This is a genomic window from Mesorhizobium sp. WSM4813, assembly GCF_055811555.1.
The window spans coordinates 1-21047 of the sequence record NZ_JBVVQU010000010.1 but is presented as its reverse complement, the minus strand read 5'-3'; the positions used below and the strand labels follow the sequence as shown (position 1 = coordinate 21047).

The following is a 21047-nucleotide window of genomic DNA, read 5'->3' as shown; positions in this document are numbered from 1 at the left end:
CAATATGGGGATCGCGGCTCCATACACGAAGCCGATTTCCTATTCTAGACCGGATTTGGACGTGTGGCGAACGGCCGTGATGCGCCAGAACTGCCGGCGTAGTCGTCGACCGAAGCACCAGCAACGCCTTGCTACGCAGCCTTCTCCACCAGCCGAGCCAGTTGCGTCATGACGACGGCCGCCCCTGCCAGACGCTTTTCAGGTGTTGGCCAGTCGCGGCTGAAGACGACGCTCTGGTCGGGCCGGATCTTGGCCAGCGAGCCCTGCTCGCCGATCAACTTGACCAGCCCGACAGGATTGGAAAACTCGCGCTTGCGGAAGTGGATGACGACACCCTTTGGTCCGGCATCGAGCTTTTCGACATTGGCCTTGCGGCAGAGCGCCTTGATGAAGACGATCTTCAGCAGATGCTTCACCTCCTCCGGCAACGGTCCGAAACGGTCGATCAGTTCGGCACCGAAGGCATCGATCTCCTCGGTGTTTTCGAGATCGCCGAGGCGGCGGTAGAGCGCCAGCCGCAGCTGCAAATCCGGAACATAGCTCTCCGGGATCATCACCGCCGTGCCGACGGCAATTTGCGGCGACCAGCCGCCGTCCTGCACCTCGCCGGAATCCTTCACCTCGGCGACCGCTTCTTCCAGCATCTGCTGGTAAAGCTCGAAGCCGACCTCCTTGATGTGGCCGGACTGCTCTTCGCCGAGAAGATTGCCGGCGCCGCGGATGTCGAGATCATGGCTGGCGAGCTGGAACCCTGCGCCCAGCGTGTCGAGCGACTGCAGCACCTTCAGCCGGCGCTCGGCGGTATCGGTCAGCTTGCGGTTGGCCGGCAGCGTGAACAGCGCATAGGCGCGCACCTTCGAGCGGCCGACGCGGCCGCGCAACTGGTAGAGCTGCGATAGGCCGAACATATCGGCGCGATGCACGATCAGCGTGTTGGCGGTCGGGATATCAAGACCGGATTCGACAATGGTGGTTGACAGCAGCACATCGTACTGGCCGTCGTAGAAGGCATTCATGATGTCATCGAGCTCGCCGGGCGGCATCTGGCCGTGAGCGACAGCCACTTTCAGCTCTGGAACGGATTCACGCAGGAAATCATGGATTTCCGCCAGATCGCTGATGCGTGGGACGACATAGAAGGAATGACCGCCGCGGTAGCGTTCCCTGAGCAGGGTCTCGCGGATGACCAGCGGGTCGAAGGGCGAGATGAAGGTGCGCACCGCCAGGCGGTCGACCGGCGGCGTGGCGATCAGCGACAGTTCGCGCACGCCGGTCAATGCCAGTTGCAGCGTGCGCGGGATTGGCGTCGCCGACAGCGTCAGCACGTGCACGTCGCTCTTCAGATCCTTCAGTCGTTCCTTGTGCTTGACGCCAAAGTGCTGCTCCTCGTCGATGATCAAAAGGCCGAGATTCTTGAATGAGATCGAGGCGCCGAGCAACGCGTGAGTGCCGACGACGATGTCGACCGTGCCCTCGGCGATGCCCTTTTTCGTCTCGGCCAGATCCTTGGCGCCAACCAGCCGCGAGGCCTGGGCGACGCGGATCGGCAGGCCGGAGAAGCGTTGCGAAAAAGTCTTGAAATGCTGGCGTGACAAAAGCGTCGTCGGCACCACCACCGCGACCTGAAACCCTTCCATCGCCGCGATGAAGGCGGCGCGAAGTGCCACCTCTGTCTTGCCGAAGCCGACATCGCCGCAGATCAGCCGGTCCATCGGCTTTCCGGCGCCCAGATCGCCCATGACCGAATCGATCGCCGTCTGCTGGTCGTCGGTTTCCTCATAGGGAAATCGCGCGGAGAATTCGCCATAGAGACCGTCCGCCGGCACCAGCGAAGGAGCGGCGCGCATCTGCCGCTCTGCGGCGATGCGGATCAACTGGCCGGCCATGTCGAGCAGCCGCCGCTTCAGCCGCGCCTTGCGCGACTGCCAGGCGCCGCCGCCGAGCTTGTCCAATGTCGCTTCGGCCGAATCCGACCCATAGCGCGACAGAAGCTCGATGTTCTCAACCGGCAGGAACAGCCGGTCGTCGCCGGCATAGTGGATTTCGAGGCAATCATGCGGCGCGCCGACCGCCTCGATGGTACGCAGCCCGATGAAGCGGCCGATGCCGTGGTCGGTGTGGACGACGATGTCGCCGGAGGACAACGCCGAGGCCTCGGCGATGAAGTCGGAAGGACGCTTCTTGCGCTTCGAACGACGGATCAGCCGGTCGCCCAGAATGTCCTGCTCGGCGACGACGACCAGTTTCTCGGTCTCGAAGCCGGATTCGAGCGGCAGCACGGCAAGTGCCGCCTGCCCCGGTTCGAGATTTTCCGCCTCGGCCAGTGTGGCGATCGGCTTGAGATTGCCGAGATGATGTTCAGCCAGGATCTGGCCGAGCCGGTCGAGCGAACCTTCGGTCCAGCCGGCGATGACGACGCGGCGGCGGGCGGCCCGCTCATCGGCAATGTGTTTTACGACGACGTCGAAGACGTTGATGTTAGGGTCGGCGCGTTCCTCGACGAAGCTGCGGCCATGCCGCGAGCCGGCATGGAAGATTTTCTTAGCGCCGGCATCCGGCGCATCGAACGGCGTGAAATCGATCGCTTCGCGCGGCCCAAGCGAAGCGATCAGGTTTTCGGGCGACAAATAAAGCAGGTCCGGCGGCACCGGCTTGTAAGGCACGGCGTCCTTCAGCGCGCCGTCGGCCTGCTTCCTGCGCGCCTCGTAGTGGTCGAGGATCAGCGCATGGCGTTCCGCCAGCGCTTCGTGCGCCAGATGGTCGAACACGACAGGCGTGTCCGGCAGATAGTCGAACACCGTCTCCAGCCGCTCGTAGAAGAACGGCAGCCAGTGCTCCATGCCGGCAAAACGCCGCCCCTCGCTGACGGCCGCATAGAGCCCGTCGTCGCGCGAGGGTGCGCCAAAGGCTTCGATGTAGGAGCGGCGGAAACGGCTGATGGTCTCCGGCGTCAGCGCCACTTCACTCATCGCCTGCAGCGCCATCGACTTGCGCTGGCCGGTGGTGCGTTGCGTGGCGGCATCGAAGACGCGGATCGATTCCAGCGTGTCGCCGAAGAAATCGAGCCGCAGCGCTTCCGACCAGCCCGGTGCGAACAGGTCCAGAATGCCGCCACGCACGGCAAACTCGCCAACGCCGCGCACGGTCGGCACCCGCTCGAAGCCTGACGTCTCCAGCCGCGACACCAGCGCATTCATGTCGATCTGGTTGCCGGGTTCGGCGTGAAACATCTGCGCCTCGACGAGGCTTGCCGGCGGGATGCGCTGCAGTAGCGCATTGGCTGTGGTGAGGATGACGGAGCGATGCGGTTTTTTCGCCAGCGCGATCATCGCGGTGAGTGCATCGAGCCGCCTGGCGGCAGCATCCGCCCCGGGCGAGACGCGGTCGTAGGGCAGACAGTCCCAAGCCGGCAGTTCGAGCACCGGCAGGCCAGGCGCGGCGAATGAAAGCGCCTCGACGATCGAAGGCAGGCGCTGGCCGTCGCGCGCCACGAACAGCACCGGCTTGTCAGGCGCGATCTCGTGTGCCGCCTGCACCAGCGCAAAGGCTTCGTAACCGTCGGCGACACCGTCTACGATGAACTGACCGGCGCGGCCTTTTGGCAGGCCGATCGAGGGAATGAGGTTCATGGGTTACACGTCGTTCAGAATGTCATCGCCTGGCGCGACACCAGGATTTTTTGCAGGACGGCACAGTCGATATTTGCGGGGACCGGGCGCTCGCCAGTGATCAGGGGCAGGAATTCGGTGTCGGGAATGTCGAGGAGCCTCTCATATTGGTCGAGTTCGTCGCCGGTCAAGGCGCCGACCTCGGCGTCTGCGAAACTGCCGAGAATGAGGTCCATTTCGCGCATGCCTCGATGCCAGGACCGAAACAGAAGCTTGCGGCGGCGGGCGTCGAGCCCCTCGCTTGATCGTCTCGTTCCCGTCATTGTCCAGCATCCTTGCCCGAAGCGGCGCATATAGCGTGGATGGAAGGCGGTGTCAGCCTTGCGCTGCGGCTGTCTCGACATAAGCTGACATCATGCGCCCTTCCCTCCTCGATCCCCTGTTTGTCCCGATCACCTCGCTTGCCGGCGTCGGGCCGAAGGTCGGCGCGTTGATCGAGAAAATCGTGCCGGCCGATATCGGCGACCGACCGGCGCGCGCCGGCGATCTTCTGTTCGTGCTGCCCCATACGGTGATCGACCGCCGCAACCGGCCGGGCATCGCCGGTTCGGCCGAAGGCGCGATCGTCACCCTCGAAGTGCGCATCGACCGCCACCAGCCGCCGCCGCGCGGCAACAGATCGGTGCCGTACCGGGTCTACGCCCATGACGACACCGGCGAGATCGCGCTGACCTTCTTCCATGCGCATGCTGCTTATCTTGAAAAGGCGATGCCCGAGGGCGAGCATGTCGTGGTCTCCGGGCGCATGGAATGGTTCAACGGCCGGCCGACCATGGTCCACCCAGACCACATCGCGCTGGCCAGCGAAGCGGAAAACCTGCCGCTGGTCGAGCCGGTCTATCCGCTCACCGCCGGGCTCTCGGGAAAAGTGCTGCGCCGGGCAATCGGCCAGGCGCTCGCTCGCTTGCCGGTGCTGCCGGAATGGCAGGATGGCGAGTTTCTGCGCCGCCGGACCTTTCCTGCCTTCGGCGACGCGCTCGCCTGCATCCACAATCCCGCCGACCCGATCGACGTGTCCGTCGACGGCGCGGCCTGGCGGCGTCTCGCCTACGACGAGTTTCTAGCAGGCCAGGTGTCGCTGGCGCTGGTGCGCGCAAAAGTCCGCCGCCTGTCCGGACGACCATTGGTCGGCGACGGTCGCATCGTCGAAAAGCTGCGCGCCGCCCTTCCCTATTCGCTGACTTCCAGCCAGGAATTCGCGCTGGCCGAAATCAACGCCGATCTCGCCGATCCCGAACGCATGCTGCGGCTTTTGCAGGGCGATGTCGGCTCCGGCAAGACGGTGGTGGCGCTGCTCGCCATGGCCCGCGCCGTCGAGGCCGGCGGCCAGGCGGCCTTGATGGCGCCGACCGAAATCCTGGCGCGCCAGCATCTTGCGACGATTGCGCCTTTGGCAGAACAAGCGGGCCTCCGTATCGCCGTTCTCACTGGCCGCGAAAAGGGCCGCGAGCGCACCGAGACGCTGGCCGGTCTGGCCAATGGCGAGATCGACATCGTTATCGGCACCCACGCCCTGTTCCAGGAAACGGTGATGTTCCACGACCTCGTCCTTGCCGTCATCGACGAGCAGCACCGTTTTGGCGTCCACCAGCGGCTGGCCATCACCGCCAAAGGCGACGCGCCCGACATGCTGGTGATGACGGCGACGCCGATCCCGCGCACGCTGGTGCTGACCGCTTTCGGCGACATGGACGTGTCGAAGCTCACGGAAAAACCAGCCGGTCGCCAGCCGATCCGCACCGTCACCCTGCCGCTCGAGCGGCTGGACGAACTGGTCGGCCGCATGCGCGACGCCATCGCGGACGGCCAGAAGATCTACTGGATCTGTCCGCTAGTCGAGGAATCCGAAGAGATCAAGCTGATGTCGGCGGAGGACCGTTTTGCCTCGCTAAAGCCGCTGTTCGGCGACCGGATCGGCCTGGTGCACGGGCGCATGAAGGGCGCTGACAAGGACGAGGCGATGCGCGCCTTTAAGGCCGGCGAGACTCGCATCCTGATCGCCACCACGGTCATCGAGGTCGGCGTCGATGTGCCGGATGCCACGATCATGGTCATCGAGCATGCCGAGCGCTTCGGCCTCGCCCAGCTGCACCAGTTGCGCGGTCGGGTCGGGCGCGGCGAAAAACCGTCCTCCTGCGTGCTGCTCTACAAGGATCCGCTGGGCGAGACTGCAACGCGCCGGCTGTCGGTGATGCGCGAGACCGAGGACGGGTTCCGCATCGCCGAGGAGGATCTGAAACTGCGTGGCGAGGGCGAGCTGCTGGGCACCCGCCAGTCCGGCACGCCTGGCTTCCAGGTAGCGCGCATCGAGGCGCATGCCGACCTGCTCGAAGCCGCCCGTGACGACGCGCGGCTGATCCTGTCGCGCGATCCGGAATTGCAATCCGAACGCGGCGCCGCTCTTCGCATGCTGCTTTATTTGTTCGGCCGCGACGAGGCGGTGCGGCTCTTGCGCGCCGGCTGAGGCCCTGCGTCGACCGGCGGATTGCCGATCTGGCTACCGATCGGCTTGCCGTTGAACGTCACCATTTTCGTCTTGACCGCCGGCGTCACCAGGCCTGCCGAAACGATCAGCTTGGCGCCGTCCTCGACTGTCATGTCGAGCAGCACGATGTCGGATTTCGGCACATACATGAGAAAGCCGGTGGTCGGGTTGGGCGTGCACGGCATGAAAACCGCGATCAGCGGATCACCTCCCTGGTCGAGCTTCTGGTTGATCTCGGTTTCCTTCTCGCTGGCGACGAAGACCAGTGACCAGACGCCCTTGCGCGGGTATTCGACCAGCCCGACCTGGCGAAACATGTCGCCCTTGTTAGACAGCACGGTCTCGAAGATCTGCTTCAGCGAGCCGTAGATGCCGCGCACCAGCGGCATGCGGCCGAGCAGCCGTTCGCCGAACAGGACGATGGCGCGTCCGACGATATTGGCGGTCAGGAAACCGATCAGGGTGATCAGGATCAAGGCGACGATCAGGCCGAATCCCGGAACCGGCGCCGGCAGATAGCTATCGGGATTATAACGCGCCGGAATATAGGGTTTCACCCAGGAATCGACCCAGCCGATGAACGACCAGGCGATGTAGGCGGTGATCGCCAGCGGCGCGCAGACGACAAAGCCTGTCAGGAAGTAATTCCGCAGCCGGGTCATGCCTGAGGTCTTGGTAGCATCGGACATGGTTCACCGCAGCACTGGTTGCGGCGCAACATTAATGAACCGCAATCGGCTTTGGAACTGCGAATTTTTAAAAAATAAACTATGCCGCGACTTCCAGCGGTTCGATCTTCTCGAGCTCCGGCGCGAGTTTCCGTGCCTCGGTTTCGAGCGCATAGGCCTGCTGAAAATTCATCCAGAATTCGGGCGTGGTGTTGAAGAACCTGGCGAGGCGGAGAGCGGTATCGGGAGTCAAGCCGATCTCTTCCTTAGCAACGCGTTCGATACGAGTGCGCGGAAGATTGAGCTTCTTCGCCAGCGCGCCAGCACTCATGCCAAGCGGGACGAGATATTCCTCGCGCAGGAATTCTCCGGGGTGAATTGGACGTGCGAACTTGAGCATATTTCAGGGACCTCAAAGGATTAGGGCAAGTGCCCGCTCAATGGTAGTCGACGATCTCCACATCCTCGGCGCCAGCATCAGTCCATTTGAAGCAGATGCGCCACTGGTCGTTGATACGAATAGAATGCTGCCCAGCTCTACTCCCTTTCAGGGCTTCAAGGTGGTTTCCGGGTGGCGATCTAAGGTCATTCAATTGGGCGGCATTGGTGATGGCACGAAGACGACGTTCGCCACGGGAACCAGATCGGGTGGAAAACCCTTCGGCGCCTTCCCCTCGGCAACCGCTTCCACCGCCTGCCTTTGAACGAAACGATCAACTTCTGCCCCTCGTCACGTATCATACATTGATACAGGAGGGCGCGCAAGAACTATGTATCAATAACCGATACTAACTGTCACCGACCCTATCGGTAGCTGGTCGAAACTTGCCGGCCCTTTATTCCACAGTCACCGATTTTGCCAGGTTGCGCGGCTGGTCGACGTCGGTGCCCATGAACACCGCGGTGAAATAGGCCAGCATCTGGATCGGCAGCGCGTAGATGATCGGCGAGATGATTTCCGGCACGTCCGGCAGCACGATCGTCTCCATCGTCTTCACCGTGGCGTGCGCGGCACCCTTACTGTCGGTGATCAGGATGATCTTGCCGCCGCGCGCCGCCACTTCCTGCATGTTCGATACGGTCTTTTCGAAGATCCGGTCATGCGGGGCAATGACGATGACAGGCATGTTCTCGTCGATCAGCGCGATCGGCCCGTGCTTCAGTTCGCCGGCGGCATAGCCCTCGGCATGGATGTAGGAGATTTCCTTGAGCTTCAGCGCGCCTTCCATGGCCAGCGGGAAATTGGTATCGCGGCCGAGATAGAGCACGTTCTTGTAGTGGGCGAGGTCGCGCGCGACCTTTTCGATCTGACCGTCGAGCTTCAAGACCTGGTTGGCATAGCGCGGCGCTTCCGACAGTTGACGTACCAGCGTCGTTTCCTGCTCCCGCGAAATCGTTCCACGCGCCACGCCGGCCCGCACGGCAAGCGACGCCAGCACCGACAATTGACAGGTGAAGGCCTTGGTCGAGGCGACACCGATCTCCGGCCCGGCCAGCGTCGGCAGGATGACGTCGGACTCGCGCGCCATCGTCGATTCGCGGACATTGACGACCGCGCCGATCTTCATCCCCGCCTTGCGGCAATAGCGCAGCGAGGCCAGCGTGTCGGCGGTCTCGCCCGATTGCGAGATGAAGAACGCAGCGTCGGTCTTCGACAGCGGCATTTCGCGGTAGCGGAATTCCGAAGCGACATCGATGTCGACCGGCAGCCGCGCATATCGCTCGAACCAATATTTGCTGATCAGGCCGGCCAGGTAGGCGGTGCCGCAGGCTGAAATCGCCAACCGATTGATCTCAGCGAAATTGAACGGCAGGTCGAGCGGCTTCGAGACGCCGCCCACAAAATCCACATAATGCGCCAGCGTGTGCGAGATCACTTCGGGCTGTTCATGGATTTCCTTCTCCATGAAATGGCGCCGATTGCCCTTGTCGACCATGAAGCTGGTGCTGAGCGACTGCTGGCGCTTGCGGTCGACCTTGTTGCCGCCCATGTCGAAGATGGCGACCTCGTTGCGGCGCACCACCGCCCAGTCGCCGTCTTCCAGATAGGTGATCGAATTGGTGAAGGGGGCCAGCGCGATGGCGTCGGAGCCCAGGAACATCTCGCCATCGCCATGGCCGACGGCCAGCGGCGGGCCGTTGCGCGCGCCGACGATCAGGTCCTCGTCTCCCCTAAACATGATGGCCAGCGCAAAGGCGCCTTCAAGCCGCTTTAGCGCCTGGTACGCGGCCTCGACCGGCTTCAGGCCCCTGGCCAATTCGCGCCCCACCAGATGTGCGACGACCTCGGTGTCGGTCTGCGATGAAAATGTGTAGCCGTCGCGCATCAGCTCGTCGCGCAATTCGGCGAAATTCTCGATGATGCCGTTATGGACGATGGCGACGCCGTCGGAAAAATGCGGATGCGCATTGGTCTCGTTGGGCACGCCATGCGTTGCCCAGCGCGTGTGGCCGATGCCGATCATGCCGTCGAGCGGTTCATCCTTTAGCCGACGCTCGAGATTGATCAGCTTGCCCTCGGCGCGGCGACGCGCAAGCTTGCCGCGCTCGACGGTGGCGACGCCGGCCGAATCATAGCCGCGATATTCGAGCCTTTTCAGCGCATCGACGATGAGTGGCGCGACCGGCGAGTGACTGACAATTCCGACGATACCGCACATAGACGTTTGTCCCCGATTCCGGCATGAACCCAGCGTCATTAGGATTGGCCGGGCTGCCGCGAAAATCACATTGCGTTTCGTTCCATATCAGCCGGAACGGTTCTGCACAGATGCACCATGACAGAGCGCTCTTGCAATCCGGTTACCGCAATCGCTCGGTTTCTCCGAGCATGCATCTTACCTCGCCTCGGTGGTTCCTGAAATCCATCAAAGATATGATGCGGTCATGAACAACGAATCGACACAGTGACGCTTTGGCGTCCGGTTGGGCCTAAAGAGCTGAAACTGATCGAGAAGTCGGGCATGCGGGCGTTTTCGCCGCCTTCCCGAGCAACCCATTTTCTACCCCGTTCTGTCTGAAGCCTATGCCGTGCAAATCGCGCGTGACTGGAACGTACCGGCCAGCGGCTCGGGCTTTGTTACTCGGTTTGACGTTTTGAAGAGTTTTCTCGACCGGTACCAGGTCGAACATGCCGGCAGCAAGGCACATCTGGAATACTGGATTCCTGCCGAAGACCTTCCCGAATTCAACAGGGCAATTGTCGGCATGATCGAGGTGACGGCTGCTTTCGGCACAGATGCGAACCTTGCCGGCTGACGCCGAATGATCATCCTCCGACCTTCTTCGCCGCCGCGGCCGAAGCAAAACGTTCGCGCAATTCCTTGCCCTTGCCGGCCAGCGTCCTCTGGCGGGCGCGGCCGAAGGCCAGCGCATCGTCGGGCACGCTTTCGGTGATCACGCTGCCCGAAGCGATGTAGCCGCCCCTGCCGATTGTAACTGGCGCCACCAGCGAGGAATTCGAGCCGACGAAGGCGCCCTCGCCGATGTCGGTGAAGAACTTCGAGTAGCCGTCATAGTTGCAGGTGATGGTTCCAGCGCCGATGTTGGCGCCGGCGCCGACGCGGGCATCGCCGATATAGGTCAGGTGATTGACCTTGGCCCCCTCCTCGATCGTCGCCTGCTTGACCTCGCAGAAATTGCCGACCTTGGCCTTTTGCTTGAGATCGGCGCCCGGCCGCAGCCGCGCGTACGGGCCAACATCGCAGTTCGAGGCGATGGTGGCGCCTTCAATATGGCTGAAGGCATGGATCTTGGCGCCAGTGGCGATCTTCACGCCCGGCCCGAACCAGACATTCGGTTCGACGACCGTATCCGCGCCGATCTCGGTATCGTGCGAAAAAAACACGGTTTCCGGCGCAATCAATGTGACGCCGGAGAGCATGGCCTCGCGCCGCCGGCGCGTCTGCCAGATGCCTTCGGCCTCGGCGAGTTCGGCACGGTTGTTGATGCCGAGCACATTCTCGAAGCCGGCTTCTGCCGCAACGACATCAAAACCCTGCCCGCCGGCGATCTCGACGACGTCGGTGAGATAATACTCGCCCTTGGCATTGTTGTTGCCGACTTGCTCGAGCAGCTTGAGCGCATGCTTGCCGGCGACCGCCATCAGCCCGCCATTGCAGAAGGTGATTTTCCTCTCCTCGTCGGTGCAGTCCTTTTCCTCGCGGATGGCGATGAGCTTGCCGCCCTTTTCGATCAGCCGGCCATAGCCGGAAGGATTGGATGTGCGGAAGCCGACCACAACGACCGCAGCGCCTTCAGCCAGCCTCAGGCGCGCTGCGGTCAGCACCTCTGGATCGATCAGCGGCGTATCGCCGAACATCACTAAGACATCGTCGTAACCTTTTGATATTGCGTCGCGAGCGGCCAGAACGGCATGCGCGGTGCCGAGCCGCTTGTCCTGGACGAAGCTCTCCGCGTTCGGCGCGAACTTTTGCGTGGCCTTGCGCATCTCGTCCGCGCCATGGCCGATCACCAGCGCCAGATCACCGCTGCCTGCTGCTTCCGCAGCCCTGACGACATGGGCGACCATCGGCAGGCCGGCAATCGGGTGCAGCACTTTTGGCACAGCGCTTTTCATGCGCGTGCCTTCGCCGGCGGCGAGGATGACGGACAGGCAGGTTCTCTGGCTCATGGAATGGCAACCATATGAAAAGGGTTGGGAATCAAGGCATGTCTAGCATTGGCGCCATGCTGCACCAATGCGGTTAAATTCCGGTGAGATGGTGGAGCAGCTGACTCTTAATCAGCGGGTCCGCAGTCAACCCTGTGCGCACATTTCCGGCTTTTATGGGCAACAACCTATCCCAACTGCCCCAGCACAGGGAAATTTTCCAGCAGCCAGTAAGACGCGGCCTGCACCCCGCCGGTCAGGAAAAACACGCCGGCGACGACCAGCAGAGCGCCCATGGCCTTTTCGACCCGGCCGAGATGGACGCGGAATTTCGCGAGAAAGCGCATGAAGGCGCCGGAAAACAGCGCCGCGATCAGGAACGGGATGCCGAGGCCGAGCGAATAGGCGGCAAGCAGAGCCGCGCCCTCGCCCACCGTCTCGCGGCCGCCGGCCAGCGTCAGGATCGGCCCCAGCACCGGTCCGATGCAGGGTGTCCAGCCGAAGGCGAAGGCCAATCCCATGACATAGGCGGCAACAATACTGGCCGGCTTGCCCTGCGACTGGAAGCGCGCCTCACGCGACAGCAGCGGGATGCGCAATATGCCGAGGAAGTTCAACCCCATCAGGATGATCAGCACGCCGGCAGCCATCGCCAGCGGCTCCTGCCAGACGCGCAGCAGCCGGCCGATGGTCGAGGCACCGGCGCCCAACGCCACGAAGACGGTGGAGAAGCCGAGAACGAAGGCGATCGAGGCATAAAGCAGCGCGCTGCGTGCGTCGGCCTTGGCCGTGACGCCGGCATTGCCGCGGAAATCATCGACCGATACGCCGGCCATGTAGCAGAGATAGGGCGGCACCAGCGGCAGCACGCAAGGCGACAGGAACGAGATCGCCCCTGCCCCGACCGCGCTGACATAGCCGATATCCAATGCCATTCCCGAACTCCTGATGGTTTGCGCTGCCATATAGCCGTGACCGCGCCGATCCGCCAATCACCATCGCGTTGCAAGTCGCTCAAGCGGGCGATCGAGATCAATTTGCCATCCAAAGCTGTGCCTTTTCATCGCCCTATCTAGCACGTCGTCAAGGCCGACTGAGCCGAACCTAGTCCCATGGACACACGAGCCCCACTCGCCACGCCGATCTCGCCCGCCAGCATCGCATCATGTCGGTGTCTCTCCGGCTTGGGCTGGCGCATGACCGATGTTTCTCTTATATCCGCGGAAGAATTTGTCCCGTTCTCGCGGATTCATTGCCGGCTTGTCCACGATAGGGCAGCCGCTCCCTCTATCCGGGATTGCGGATATCACATGACTCGCTCTTGGGTTGTGCACTCAATGCGGGACTGCATTTTGGGCGCTTCCCCTTGACCGGATGCAAAAGCGCGGCCATGTGAGCGACAATTGTACGAGATTTCGTCGCGCGCAGCGGAATTCTTCTGCCGCACCACAGCTGATATGAGACCTCATGGACGTCGTCGTCGTCGAATCGCCGGCCAAAGCGAAGACAATCAACAAGTATCTTGGAAAGAACTATAAGGTCCTGGCCTCGTTCGGCCACGTCCGCGATCTGCCGGCCAAGGATGGCTCGGTGCGTCCGGACGAAGATTTTGCCATGTCCTGGGCTGTCGACACCGCCTCGAGCAAACGTCTTGCCGACATCGCCAAGGCGGTCAAGGACGCCGACGGCTTGATCCTCGCCACCGATCCGGATCGCGAAGGCGAAGCCATTTCCTGGCATGTCCTGGAAGTGCTGAAGCAGAAGCGAGCGCTGAAGGACAAGCCGGTCAGCCGCGTCGTCTTCAACGCCATCACCAAGTCGTCGGTGCTGGAAGCGATGGCCAATCCGCGCCAGATCGATGCGCCGCTGGTCGATGCCTATCTCGCCCGCCGCGCGCTCGACTATCTCGTCGGCTTCACGCTGTCGCCTGTTCTGTGGCGCAAGCTGCCCGGCGCCCGCTCCGCCGGCCGCGTGCAGTCGGTGGCACTGCGTCTCGTCTGCGACCGCGAATTGGAGATCGAGCGCTTCATCCGCGAAGAATACTGGCAGGTATCAGCTATCCTCGGCACGCCGCGCAAGGAAAATTTCGAAGCGCGGCTGACCGCCTTCGACCGCAAGAAGCTGCAAAAACTCGACATTTCCAACAAGGCGCAAGCCGACCACATCAAGGCGATGCTCGAAGGCGCGACCTTCAAGGCGCTGTCGGTCGAAGCCAAGCCGACCAAGCGCAATCCGGGTCCGCCCTTCACCACCTCGACGCTGCAGCAGGCCGCCTCCTCGCGTCTCGGTTTTTCGGCAAACCGAACTATGCAAGTGGCGCAGCGGCTCTATGAAGGCATGGACATCGGCGGCGAGACCACCGGCCTGATCACCTATATGCGAACCGACGGCGTGCAGATGGCGCCCGAGGCGATCACTGCCGCGCGCGATGCGATCGCCAAGGAGTTCGGCCCAAAATACCTGCCCGAAAAGCCGCGCAACTACACGACCAAGGCCAAGAATGCTCAGGAAGCGCACGAAGCGATCCGCCCGACCGATTTCATGCGCACGCCGGCTTCGGTCAGGCAATATCTCGATGCCGACCAGGCACGGCTCTACGAAATAATTTGGAAACGCGCCATCGCCAGCCAGATGCAGCCGGCCGAGATCGAGCGTACCACGGCCGAGATCGTGGCGGTCAACGGCGCCCGCACCGCGGAGCTCCGCGCCATCGGTTCGGTCGTTCGTTTCGACGGCTTCCTTGCCGCTTATACCGACCAGAAGGATGAGGATTCGGAAGACGAGGAAGACCGCCGTCTGCCCGAGATCCGAGCCGGCGAACAGCTCGACCGCGAGGCGATCAACGCCACCCAGCACACCACCGAACCGCCGCCGCGCTATTCGGAAGCCTCGCTGATCAAGAAGCTGGAAGAGCTCGGCATCGGCCGGCCGTCGACCTACACGGCGATCCTGAAGACGCTGGAGGATCGCGACTACGTCAGCATGGACAAGCGCAAGCTGTTGCCGCAGGCCAAGGGCCGGCTGTTGTCGGCCTTCCTCGAAAGCTTCTTCGAGCGCTATGTCGAGTATGATTTCACCGCCTCGCTCGAGGAAAAGCTCGACGAAATTTCCGACGGCAAGCTCGCCTGGAAGGATGTGCTGCGCGATTTCTGGAAGGATTTTTCGGGCGCCGTCGCCGACATCAAGGAATTGCGCGTCACCGACGTGCTCGACGCGCTCAACGAGGAACTGGCGCCCCTGGTGTTTCCCGCGCGGGAAGACGGTTCGAACCCCCGGATATGCCCGAAATGCGGCACCGGCAACCTGTCGCTGAAGCTCGGCAAGTTCGGCGCCTTTGTCGGCTGTTCCAACTATCCCGAATGCTCCTTCACCCGCCAGCTCGGCGACGCCGCCAACCCCAATGGCGAAAACGCCAATGGCGAAGACGGCACCAAGGTGCTTGGCAAGGACCCCTACACGGCGGAGGAAATCACGCTGCGCAACGGTCGTTTCGGCCCTTATATCCAGCGCGGCGACGGCAAGGAAGCCAAGCGCTCCAGCCTGCCCAAGGGCTGGACAGTCGATTCGATCGACCACGAAAAGGCCCTCGCCCTGCTGTCGCTGCCGCGCGACGTCGGCAAGCATCCGGAATCCGGCAGGATGATCTCGGCGGGTCTGGGGCGCTACGGCCCGTTCATTCTGCATGACGGCACCTACGCCAATCTCGACAGCATCGAGGACGTGTTCTCGATCGGCCTCAACCGCGCCGTGTCGGTGATCGCCGAGAAGCAGTTGAAGGGCCCGGGCGGCCGCAATGGCGGCACGCCCGCCGCCTTGAAGGAGCTTGGCGAGCATCCGGCTGGCGGCGGCAAGATCGTCGTGCGTGACGGCAAATACGGGCCTTATGTTAATTTCGGTAAGGTCAATGCGACGCTGCCGAAGGGCAAGGACCCGCAGTCGGTGACAATCGAGGACGCGGTGGCGCTGATTGCCGAGAAAGAAGCCAAGGGTGGCAACGGCGGCAGAAAGCCCTTCCGCAAAGCGGCCGCACCTGCCAAAAAGCCTGCGGCGGCCAAAAAACCGGCGGCCCAAAAACCGGTGGCCCAAAAACCGCCGGCCAAGAAAGCGGCCAACAAAAAGGGATAGTGCATCGTGGCGCGCAGGGTATCCGGAAGAAGTCATGGCGATCTGCGCACCGCCGACACCAGGGCCAAGGTTAGGGATAACTACCGGCCGTCCCGCGACGAGATCCTGCGCTACATCGCCGAAAATCCGGATCGTTCCGGCAAACGCGACATCGCTAAGGCGTTTGCGCTGCGCGGCGAAGACCGTATCTGGCTGAAGGACATTTTGCGCGACCTGCAGGACGAAGGCCTGCTGACCAAGCAGCGCAAGCGGCTCGCCGGTGTCGGCGCCCTGGCCCATGTCGCCGTGCTCGACATCTTTGGCCGCGACGCCGACGGCGTGCTGCTGGCGCATCCAACCGAAGCCGTGGGCAACGGCGAGCCGCCTGTCATAGCGATCCGCGTATCGCGCGGCGGCGGCGGACCGACACCGGGCATCGGCGACCGCGTGCTGGCCAAGACCTTTCCGACCGACGATGTGACGGGCCCTGCCTATACCGGGCGGGTGATGAAGATCTTCGAGAAGCGCACCGAGGCCGTTCTCGGCGTCTTCCGCGTGCTGCAGGACGGCACGTTCCGCATCGAGCCCGTCGAAAGACGCCAGCCGGAATTGGTCGTCGACAAGGAATTCCAGAACGGCGCCAAGAACGGCGATCTGGTCGAGGTCGAGCCGGCGCGGGCCTCCCGCTATGGGCTGCCCAGAGCCAAGGTGCTGGCGGTGCTCGGTTCGCTGACCAGCGAAAAAGCGGTCTCGATGATCGCCATCCACGCGCATGACATTCCGCATATTTTCCCGGCAGACGTCATTGCCGAGGCGGAGGCGGTCAAACCGGCGACGCTGGCCGGCCGCGAGGACTGGCGCGAGCTGCCGCTGGTCACCATCGATCCGGCCGACGCCAAGGACCATGACGATGCGGTGTTCGCCATATCGGATCCGGACGAAAAGAATCCCGGCGGCGTGGTGGTTGCCGTGGCGATTGCCGATGTCGCCGCTTATGTGCACTATGGCACCGCGCTCGACCGCGAAGCGCTGAAGCGCGGCAATTCCGTTTATTTCCCGGACCGCGTCGTGCCGATGTTGCCGGAGCGCATCTCCAACGACCTTTGTTCGCTGCGCGAAGGCCAGGATCGCCCGGCGCTGGCGGTCCGCATGACCTTCTCGGCCGATGGCCGCAAGCTCAGGCATTCGTTCCACCGCGTCATGATGAAATCGGCGGCGAAACTCGCCTATCGCCAAGCGCAGGCCGCGATCGACGGCGCGCCGGACGACAAGACCGGCCCGATCCTCGACACGGTGCTGAAGCCGCTCTGGGATGCCTACGCCGTCGTCAAGCGCGGCCGTGAGACGCGCCAGCCGCTCGAGCTTGAACTGCCGGAGCGGAAAATCCTGCTCAAGGAGGACGGCACCGTCGACCGGGTCGTCGTGCCGGAGCGGCTCGACGCGCACAAGCTGATCGAAGAATTCATGATCCAGGCCAATGTCGCGGCCGCCGAGACGCTGGAGGCGAAACGACAGGCACTGGTCTACCGCATCCATGACGCGCCTTCGCTTGCCAAGCAGGAATCGCTGCGCGAGTTCCTGCAGACGCTTGGCCTGTCGCTGGCGCGCGGCGCGCAGATGCGGCCGAACCAGTTCAACGGCATTCTGGATCGCGTCCGCGGCGCCGACCATGAGGGACTGGTCAACGAGGTGGTGCTGCGCACGCAGATGCAGGCCGAATATTCGCCCAGCAACATCGGCCATTTCGGCCTCAATCTGAAACGCTACGCACATTTCACCTCGCCGATCCGCAGATATGCCGACCTGATCGTGCATCGCGGGCTGATTGCCGCACTCGGCTTCGGTGCGGGCGGACTGACGCAGGATGAGGCGGAGCGGCTGGAAGAAGTTTCTGCGCTGATCTCAGCCACCGAGCGCCGCGCCATGGCCGCCGAGCGCGATACGGTCGACCGGCTGATCGCCGCCTATCTGGCCGAGCGTGTCGACGATCGTTTCGATGCACGCATTTCGGGTGTCACTAAATCGGGACTATTTGTCCAATTGCCGCAGTATGGCGCAGATGGTTTCATCCCGGTGTCAAGTCTGGACGGCGATTACTACATATACGACGAAACTGCCCGATCGCTTTTCGGAGAACGCACCGGCAAGGGCTATCAGCTTGCCGACCGCGTCGAGGTTCGCCTGATCGAGGTGGCGCCTATGGCCGGCGCGATGCGTTTCGAGATGCTGACCGACCCAAAGCCGCTGCCCGGCTCCAAACGGTCGTTTCACAAGGCCAAAGGCCGCGCCCGCGCGTCGCAATCGCGTCCAGGCTCGCGCGGCAGGAGACGATAATGCCAAGCGATTTGAACATGAACCAACAGGTTTTCGGCGGCGAACATCATTCGGGCCGCATCGCCCGTCCGCTGTGGACGGCGATGAAGCGTGGCGCGCTTGGCCGCTGCCCGCATTGCGGCGAGGGAAAGCTGTTTCGCGCCTTCGTCAAGACTGTCGATAAATGCGATCATTGCGGCGAGGAGCTTCATCACCATCGCGCCGACGACCTGCCGGCCTATCTGGTGGTGGTCATCGTCGGCCACGTCGTGCTCGGCGCCTTCATGGGCGTCGAAGCGACCTCCACTCTGTCCACCTGGCAGCACATCGCCATCTGGGTGCCGCTGACCATCCTCATGGCGGTCGTCTTGCTGCAGCCGGTCAAGGGCGCCGTCATCGGCCTGCAATGGGCGTTCTATATGCATGGCTTCGGCGGAGAAGAAGATCTGATCGAGTCGCATCCCGAGGCTTGAAACCGAGGCTGGCGCAAATCGGCATGGCTGGACGCCACTTTCACATCGGAGAAGATTCCGCTAGGTCGTGCGCATGGACGTTATGACCAAGGCGGAAGTCGACAAGGTTGAGCGGATCGCGCTCGACGCCAAGCCTATACGCCCGCGCGACGCCGCGACGCTGATCCTGCTCGACCGCAAAGGCGACGAGTTCCTGGTGCTGATGGGCCGGCGCCACGCCCGTCACGCCTTCATGCCGGGGAAATTCGTCTTTCCCGGCGGTCGCACCGATCCGGCCGACAGCCGAATCCCCGTCGCCACCGCGTTGCACCCTGAGGAAGAAGCGAGGCTGACCGCCGGCGTCGGCCGCACCAGCCGGACGCGCGCCCGCGACATCGCCCTGTCGGCGATCCGCGAGACCTATGAAGAGGCCGGCCTGCTGATCGGCCGGAAAGGCGCCTTCGCGACGACCAAACGCGATTGGCGGGGTTTTGCCGAGCACGGCGTAAGACCCTCGCTGGAAGCGCTGCGCTTTATCGCGCGCGCCATCACGCCGCCAAACCGGGTGCGGCGGTTCGATACGCGCTTCTTCGGCGCCTGGCGCGAAGATGTCGCCGTGGAGTTGCCGGACGGCGGTCCGACCAACGAGCTGGAGGAACTGGTCTGGCTGCCGCTCGCCAAGGCCAGACAAGCTGATATTCCCGACATTACCAGGGCTATCCTCGAGGAGCTGGAAAAGCGGCTCGTCGATGATCCGCTGCTGCGCCCCGGTGGTTCCGTGCCGTTCTACCGGCTTGTCGGCAATCGCTTCGTTCGCGAAATTCTGTAGAGCATAGAGCATTCACATCCCATGACAGTCGATACCCAGCAAGAGGTCGAGGAACGCGTACATTGGCTGCCGATGATCGCGGCGATCTCGTCGATCAGCGTCGTCGGCATAGCCATCGGCCTCGGCATGCCGCTGCTCAGCGTCATCCTCGAAACGCGCGGCCATTCGGCGTCGATGATCGGCTTCAACACCGCTGTCGCCGGTCTCGCCTCGATCGTCGGCGCACCGCTCGCCACCCCCCTCGCCATGCGGTTCGGCGTCGCCAGGACGATGCTCGCCATGATCGCCACGGGAGTGCTGGCCTTTGTCGGCTTCCACTTCGCGCCGGACTTCTGGATGTGGTTTCCGCTGCGCGTCCTGCTGCACATCGCGCTGACGGTGCTGTTTATCCTGTCGGAATTCTGGATCAGCACATCGGCGCCGCCGCACCGGCGCGGTCTCGTGCTCGGCATCTACGCCACCGTGCTGTCGCTCGGCTTTGCCGCCGGGCCGTGGCTGTTCGCCCATCTCGGCAGCACCGGCTTCCTGCCCTTCGGCGTCATCATGGCACTGGTGACGCTGGCCGCCATTCCAGTTCTGGCGGCACGCAACGAGAGCCCGACGATCGTCTCCAATGGCGAAACCAGCAACTTCTTGCGTTACATCTGGTTGGTGCCGACCGCGACCGCCGCGGTGCTGGTGTTCGGCGCGGTCGAGACCGGCGGCTTTGCGTTGTTCCCCGTTTATGGCAACCGCATCGGCTACTCCGAGGCCGATGCCGCCCTGCTGCTCACCATGATCGGCCTCGGCAACGTGCTGTTGCAGATCCCGCTCGGCATGATCAGCGACCGTGTCAGCGACCGCCGCTATCTGCTTCTGGCTTGCGCAACCATCGGCCTTGCCGGCACCATCTTCATGCCGCACTTCGCGCAGAACTGGCACCTGATGGCGGCGCTTTTGTTCGTCTGGGGCGGTGTGGTCGCGGCCATGTACACGATCGGCCTGGCCCATCTCGGCTCGCAGCTGTCCGGCCACGACCTGGCTTCGGCCAACGCTGCCTTCGTGCTCTGCTACGGTGTCGGTATGGTGCTCGGCCCGCAGGCGATCGGCATCGGCATGGACCTTTTCGGACCCTCGGGCTTCGGCTGGGCGCTCGGCATGTTCTTCGCCTTCTATATCGCGCTAGTCGGCGCCAGGCTCGCCCGAAAAATCCTGTAGAAGGACCCGATCGATGCCTCGCGGGGTGAGGCTGCTGACATAACCGTGTCAGCAGCACCTGGGTAGATTGTCAGCAACACGCCACGAATGTGAGGATGCTGTCATGATCGACTCCGGGTTTGAAACGAAATCAGTACGGATGGAATTGCTGCTGCTCGTGACCTTCCAGGCGCCGGCCTCCGATGTCGACCGCATCATGCAAGCGGTGGTCGCGATTGCCCCGCTGACCATGGGCAAGTACGACAGCAATGCCTACCAGTCGGCGCACGGCGTCGAGCGCTATCGGCCGCTCGAAGGTGCGGCCGCCGGCGCCGAAACGGAATTGCGCAGACGGCATGGCACGGTGGAAGTGTCGTTTGAGCTGCCCGACGACCAGGCGTTGGCGGCCCGCATTGTCGAAGCGATATTCCAGGCCCACAGCTATCAGGAGCCGGTGATCCGCATTCAGCCGATCCTCGCCAGCCGCTCCAAGGGCCTCGACGACCGCTCCAACCCGAACCGCTGGTGGAACACCACGGGAGACTGGAAGAAGGTGGCTCCGCCGGTCAGGGAAGACGCATAGTCAGGAACATTGCCGGATGCCGGCTGGCTCTGATATTTGACCACAACTTGCACAAGCGACTGCACCGAAGCCTCACGGGGTGTCGGTAGCTTTTCAAGTTGTCCGGTTTTGGTAGCACGTCACATGTCCGCTTCTGTTTCTGTCCGGTGGGCCGCTG

General features: G+C 63.1%; 14 protein-coding genes and 2 pseudogenes. 8 read left to right on the top strand and 8 right to left on the bottom strand.

What is annotated here, in order from left to right; genetic code table 11:
* Positions 1 to 131: 131 nt before the first annotated feature.
* The gene (gene mfd, locus AC0L25_RS07700) at positions 132 to 3629 is read right to left on the bottom strand and encodes a transcription-repair coupling factor (RefSeq protein ID WP_473594940.1); all 3498 of its coding nucleotides are present in this window, start codon (positions 3627 to 3629) and stop codon (positions 132 to 134) included.
* A 14-nt stretch (positions 3630 to 3643) separates the two neighbouring features.
* Positions 3644 to 3931 (bottom strand): FAD assembly factor SdhE, encoded by a 288-nt coding sequence (locus AC0L25_RS07695; RefSeq protein ID WP_473594939.1) that lies wholly within the window; start codon positions 3929 to 3931, stop codon positions 3644 to 3646.
* A gap of 92 nt (positions 3932 to 4023) precedes the next feature.
* Between AC0L25_RS07695 and recG the strand changes: the two genes are divergently transcribed.
* On the top strand, positions 4024 to 6132 hold the full coding sequence (gene recG / locus AC0L25_RS07690) for an ATP-dependent DNA helicase RecG (protein WP_473594938.1): 2109 nt from the start codon (positions 4024 to 4026) through the stop codon (positions 6130 to 6132).
* Here recG and AC0L25_RS07685 read toward each other — a convergent pair.
* From AC0L25_RS07685 to glmS, 4 genes and pseudogenes are all read right to left on the bottom strand, one after another.
* On the bottom strand, positions 6084 to 6842 hold the full coding sequence (locus AC0L25_RS07685; protein ID WP_473594937.1) for a DUF502 domain-containing protein: 759 nt from the start codon (positions 6840 to 6842) through the stop codon (positions 6084 to 6086). The two genes, recG and AC0L25_RS07685, sit on opposite strands and share 49 nt — an antisense overlap.
* A gap of 79 nt (positions 6843 to 6921) precedes the next feature.
* Positions 6922 to 7221, bottom strand: a complete 300-nt coding sequence (locus tag AC0L25_RS07680; protein ID WP_473594936.1) for a HigA family addiction module antitoxin — start codon at positions 7219 to 7221, stop codon at positions 6922 to 6924.
* 37 nt (positions 7222 to 7258) lie between these two features.
* A pseudogene (locus tag AC0L25_RS07675) lies at positions 7259 to 7512 on the bottom strand (type II toxin-antitoxin system RelE/ParE family toxin).
* A 145-nt stretch (positions 7513 to 7657) separates the two neighbouring features.
* Positions 7658 to 9481: a glutamine--fructose-6-phosphate transaminase (isomerizing) gene (gene glmS, locus AC0L25_RS07670; protein WP_473594935.1), complete on the bottom strand. Its 1824-nt coding sequence runs from the start codon at positions 9479 to 9481 to the stop codon at positions 7658 to 7660.
* A gap of 285 nt (positions 9482 to 9766) precedes the next feature.
* On the opposite strand from glmS, the pseudogene AC0L25_RS07665 reads away from it, so the two are divergent.
* Positions 9767 to 10079, top strand: a pseudogene (locus AC0L25_RS07665) (hypothetical protein).
* A gap of 10 nt (positions 10080 to 10089) precedes the next feature.
* On the opposite strand, the gene glmU reads toward AC0L25_RS07665, so the two are convergent.
* Together glmU and AC0L25_RS07655 are read right to left on the bottom strand one after the other, a co-directional pair.
* Positions 10090 to 11454 (bottom strand): bifunctional UDP-N-acetylglucosamine diphosphorylase/glucosamine-1-phosphate N-acetyltransferase GlmU, encoded by a 1365-nt coding sequence (gene glmU, locus AC0L25_RS07660; RefSeq protein ID WP_473594934.1) that lies wholly within the window; start codon positions 11452 to 11454, stop codon positions 10090 to 10092.
* A gap of 167 nt (positions 11455 to 11621) precedes the next feature.
* Complete coding sequence (locus AC0L25_RS07655; protein WP_292409384.1) at positions 11622 to 12368, bottom strand: cytochrome c biogenesis CcdA family protein; 747 nt, start codon at positions 12366 to 12368, stop codon at positions 11622 to 11624.
* A 532-nt stretch (positions 12369 to 12900) separates the two neighbouring features.
* Here AC0L25_RS07655 and topA point away from each other — a divergent pair.
* The 6 genes from topA (at position 12901) to AC0L25_RS07625 (ending at position 20890) form a co-directional block, all read left to right on the top strand.
* Entirely contained in the window at positions 12901 to 15558 is a 2658-nt protein-coding gene (topA, locus tag AC0L25_RS07650) for a type I DNA topoisomerase (protein WP_473594933.1), read from the top strand.
* Positions 15559 to 15564: 6 nt separating this feature from the next.
* Positions 15565 to 17871, top strand: a complete 2307-nt coding sequence (gene rnr / locus AC0L25_RS07645; protein WP_473594932.1) for a ribonuclease R — start codon at positions 15565 to 15567, stop codon at positions 17869 to 17871.
* Positions 17871 to 18323, top strand: coding sequence for a DUF983 domain-containing protein (locus tag AC0L25_RS07640; RefSeq protein WP_473594931.1), 453 nt, complete (start codon positions 17871 to 17873; stop codon positions 18321 to 18323). The genes rnr and AC0L25_RS07640 overlap by 1 nt, the downstream gene beginning before the upstream one ends.
* Before the next feature lie 73 nt (positions 18324 to 18396).
* A complete protein-coding gene (locus tag AC0L25_RS07635) occupies positions 18397 to 19131 on the top strand; it encodes an NUDIX hydrolase (protein ID WP_473594930.1) in 735 nt (244 codons plus the stop codon).
* A 21-nt stretch (positions 19132 to 19152) separates the two neighbouring features.
* Entirely contained in the window at positions 19153 to 20328 is a 1176-nt protein-coding gene (locus tag AC0L25_RS07630) for an MFS transporter (protein WP_473594929.1), read from the top strand.
* 103 nt (positions 20329 to 20431) lie between these two features.
* Positions 20432 to 20890 carry a YqfO family protein gene (locus AC0L25_RS07625; protein WP_473594928.1) on the top strand — a complete coding sequence of 153 codons (459 nt, stop codon included), beginning with the start codon at positions 20432 to 20434 and terminating at the stop codon, positions 20888 to 20890.
* Positions 20891 to 21047: the final 157 nt, after the last annotated feature.

Coding starts and splice junctions, on each gene's coding strand:
- mfd (WP_473594940.1), bottom strand. CDS start 3,629: ATGAACCTCATTCCCTCGATCGGCCTGCCAAAAGGCCGCGCCGGTCAG.
- AC0L25_RS07695 (WP_473594939.1), bottom strand. CDS start 3,931: ATGACGGGAACGAGACGATCAAGCGAGGGGCTCGACGCCCGCCGCCGC.
- recG (WP_473594938.1), top strand. CDS start 4,024: ATGCGCCCTTCCCTCCTCGATCCCCTGTTTGTCCCGATCACCTCGCTT.
- AC0L25_RS07685 (WP_473594937.1), bottom strand. CDS start 6,842: ATGTCCGATGCTACCAAGACCTCAGGCATGACCCGGCTGCGGAATTAC.
- AC0L25_RS07680 (WP_473594936.1), bottom strand. CDS start 7,221: ATGCTCAAGTTCGCACGTCCAATTCACCCCGGAGAATTCCTGCGCGAG.
- glmS (WP_473594935.1), bottom strand. CDS start 9,481: ATGTGCGGTATCGTCGGAATTGTCAGTCACTCGCCGGTCGCGCCACTC.
- glmU (WP_473594934.1), bottom strand. CDS start 11,454: ATGAGCCAGAGAACCTGCCTGTCCGTCATCCTCGCCGCCGGCGAAGGC.
- AC0L25_RS07655 (WP_292409384.1), bottom strand. CDS start 12,368: ATGGCATTGGATATCGGCTATGTCAGCGCGGTCGGGGCAGGGGCGATC.
- topA (WP_473594933.1), top strand. CDS start 12,901: ATGGACGTCGTCGTCGTCGAATCGCCGGCCAAAGCGAAGACAATCAAC.
- AC0L25_RS07640 (WP_473594931.1), top strand. CDS start 17,871: ATGCCAAGCGATTTGAACATGAACCAACAGGTTTTCGGCGGCGAACAT.
- AC0L25_RS07635 (WP_473594930.1), top strand. CDS start 18,397: ATGGACGTTATGACCAAGGCGGAAGTCGACAAGGTTGAGCGGATCGCG.
- AC0L25_RS07630 (WP_473594929.1), top strand. CDS start 19,153: ATGACAGTCGATACCCAGCAAGAGGTCGAGGAACGCGTACATTGGCTG.
- AC0L25_RS07625 (WP_473594928.1), top strand. CDS start 20,432: ATGATCGACTCCGGGTTTGAAACGAAATCAGTACGGATGGAATTGCTG.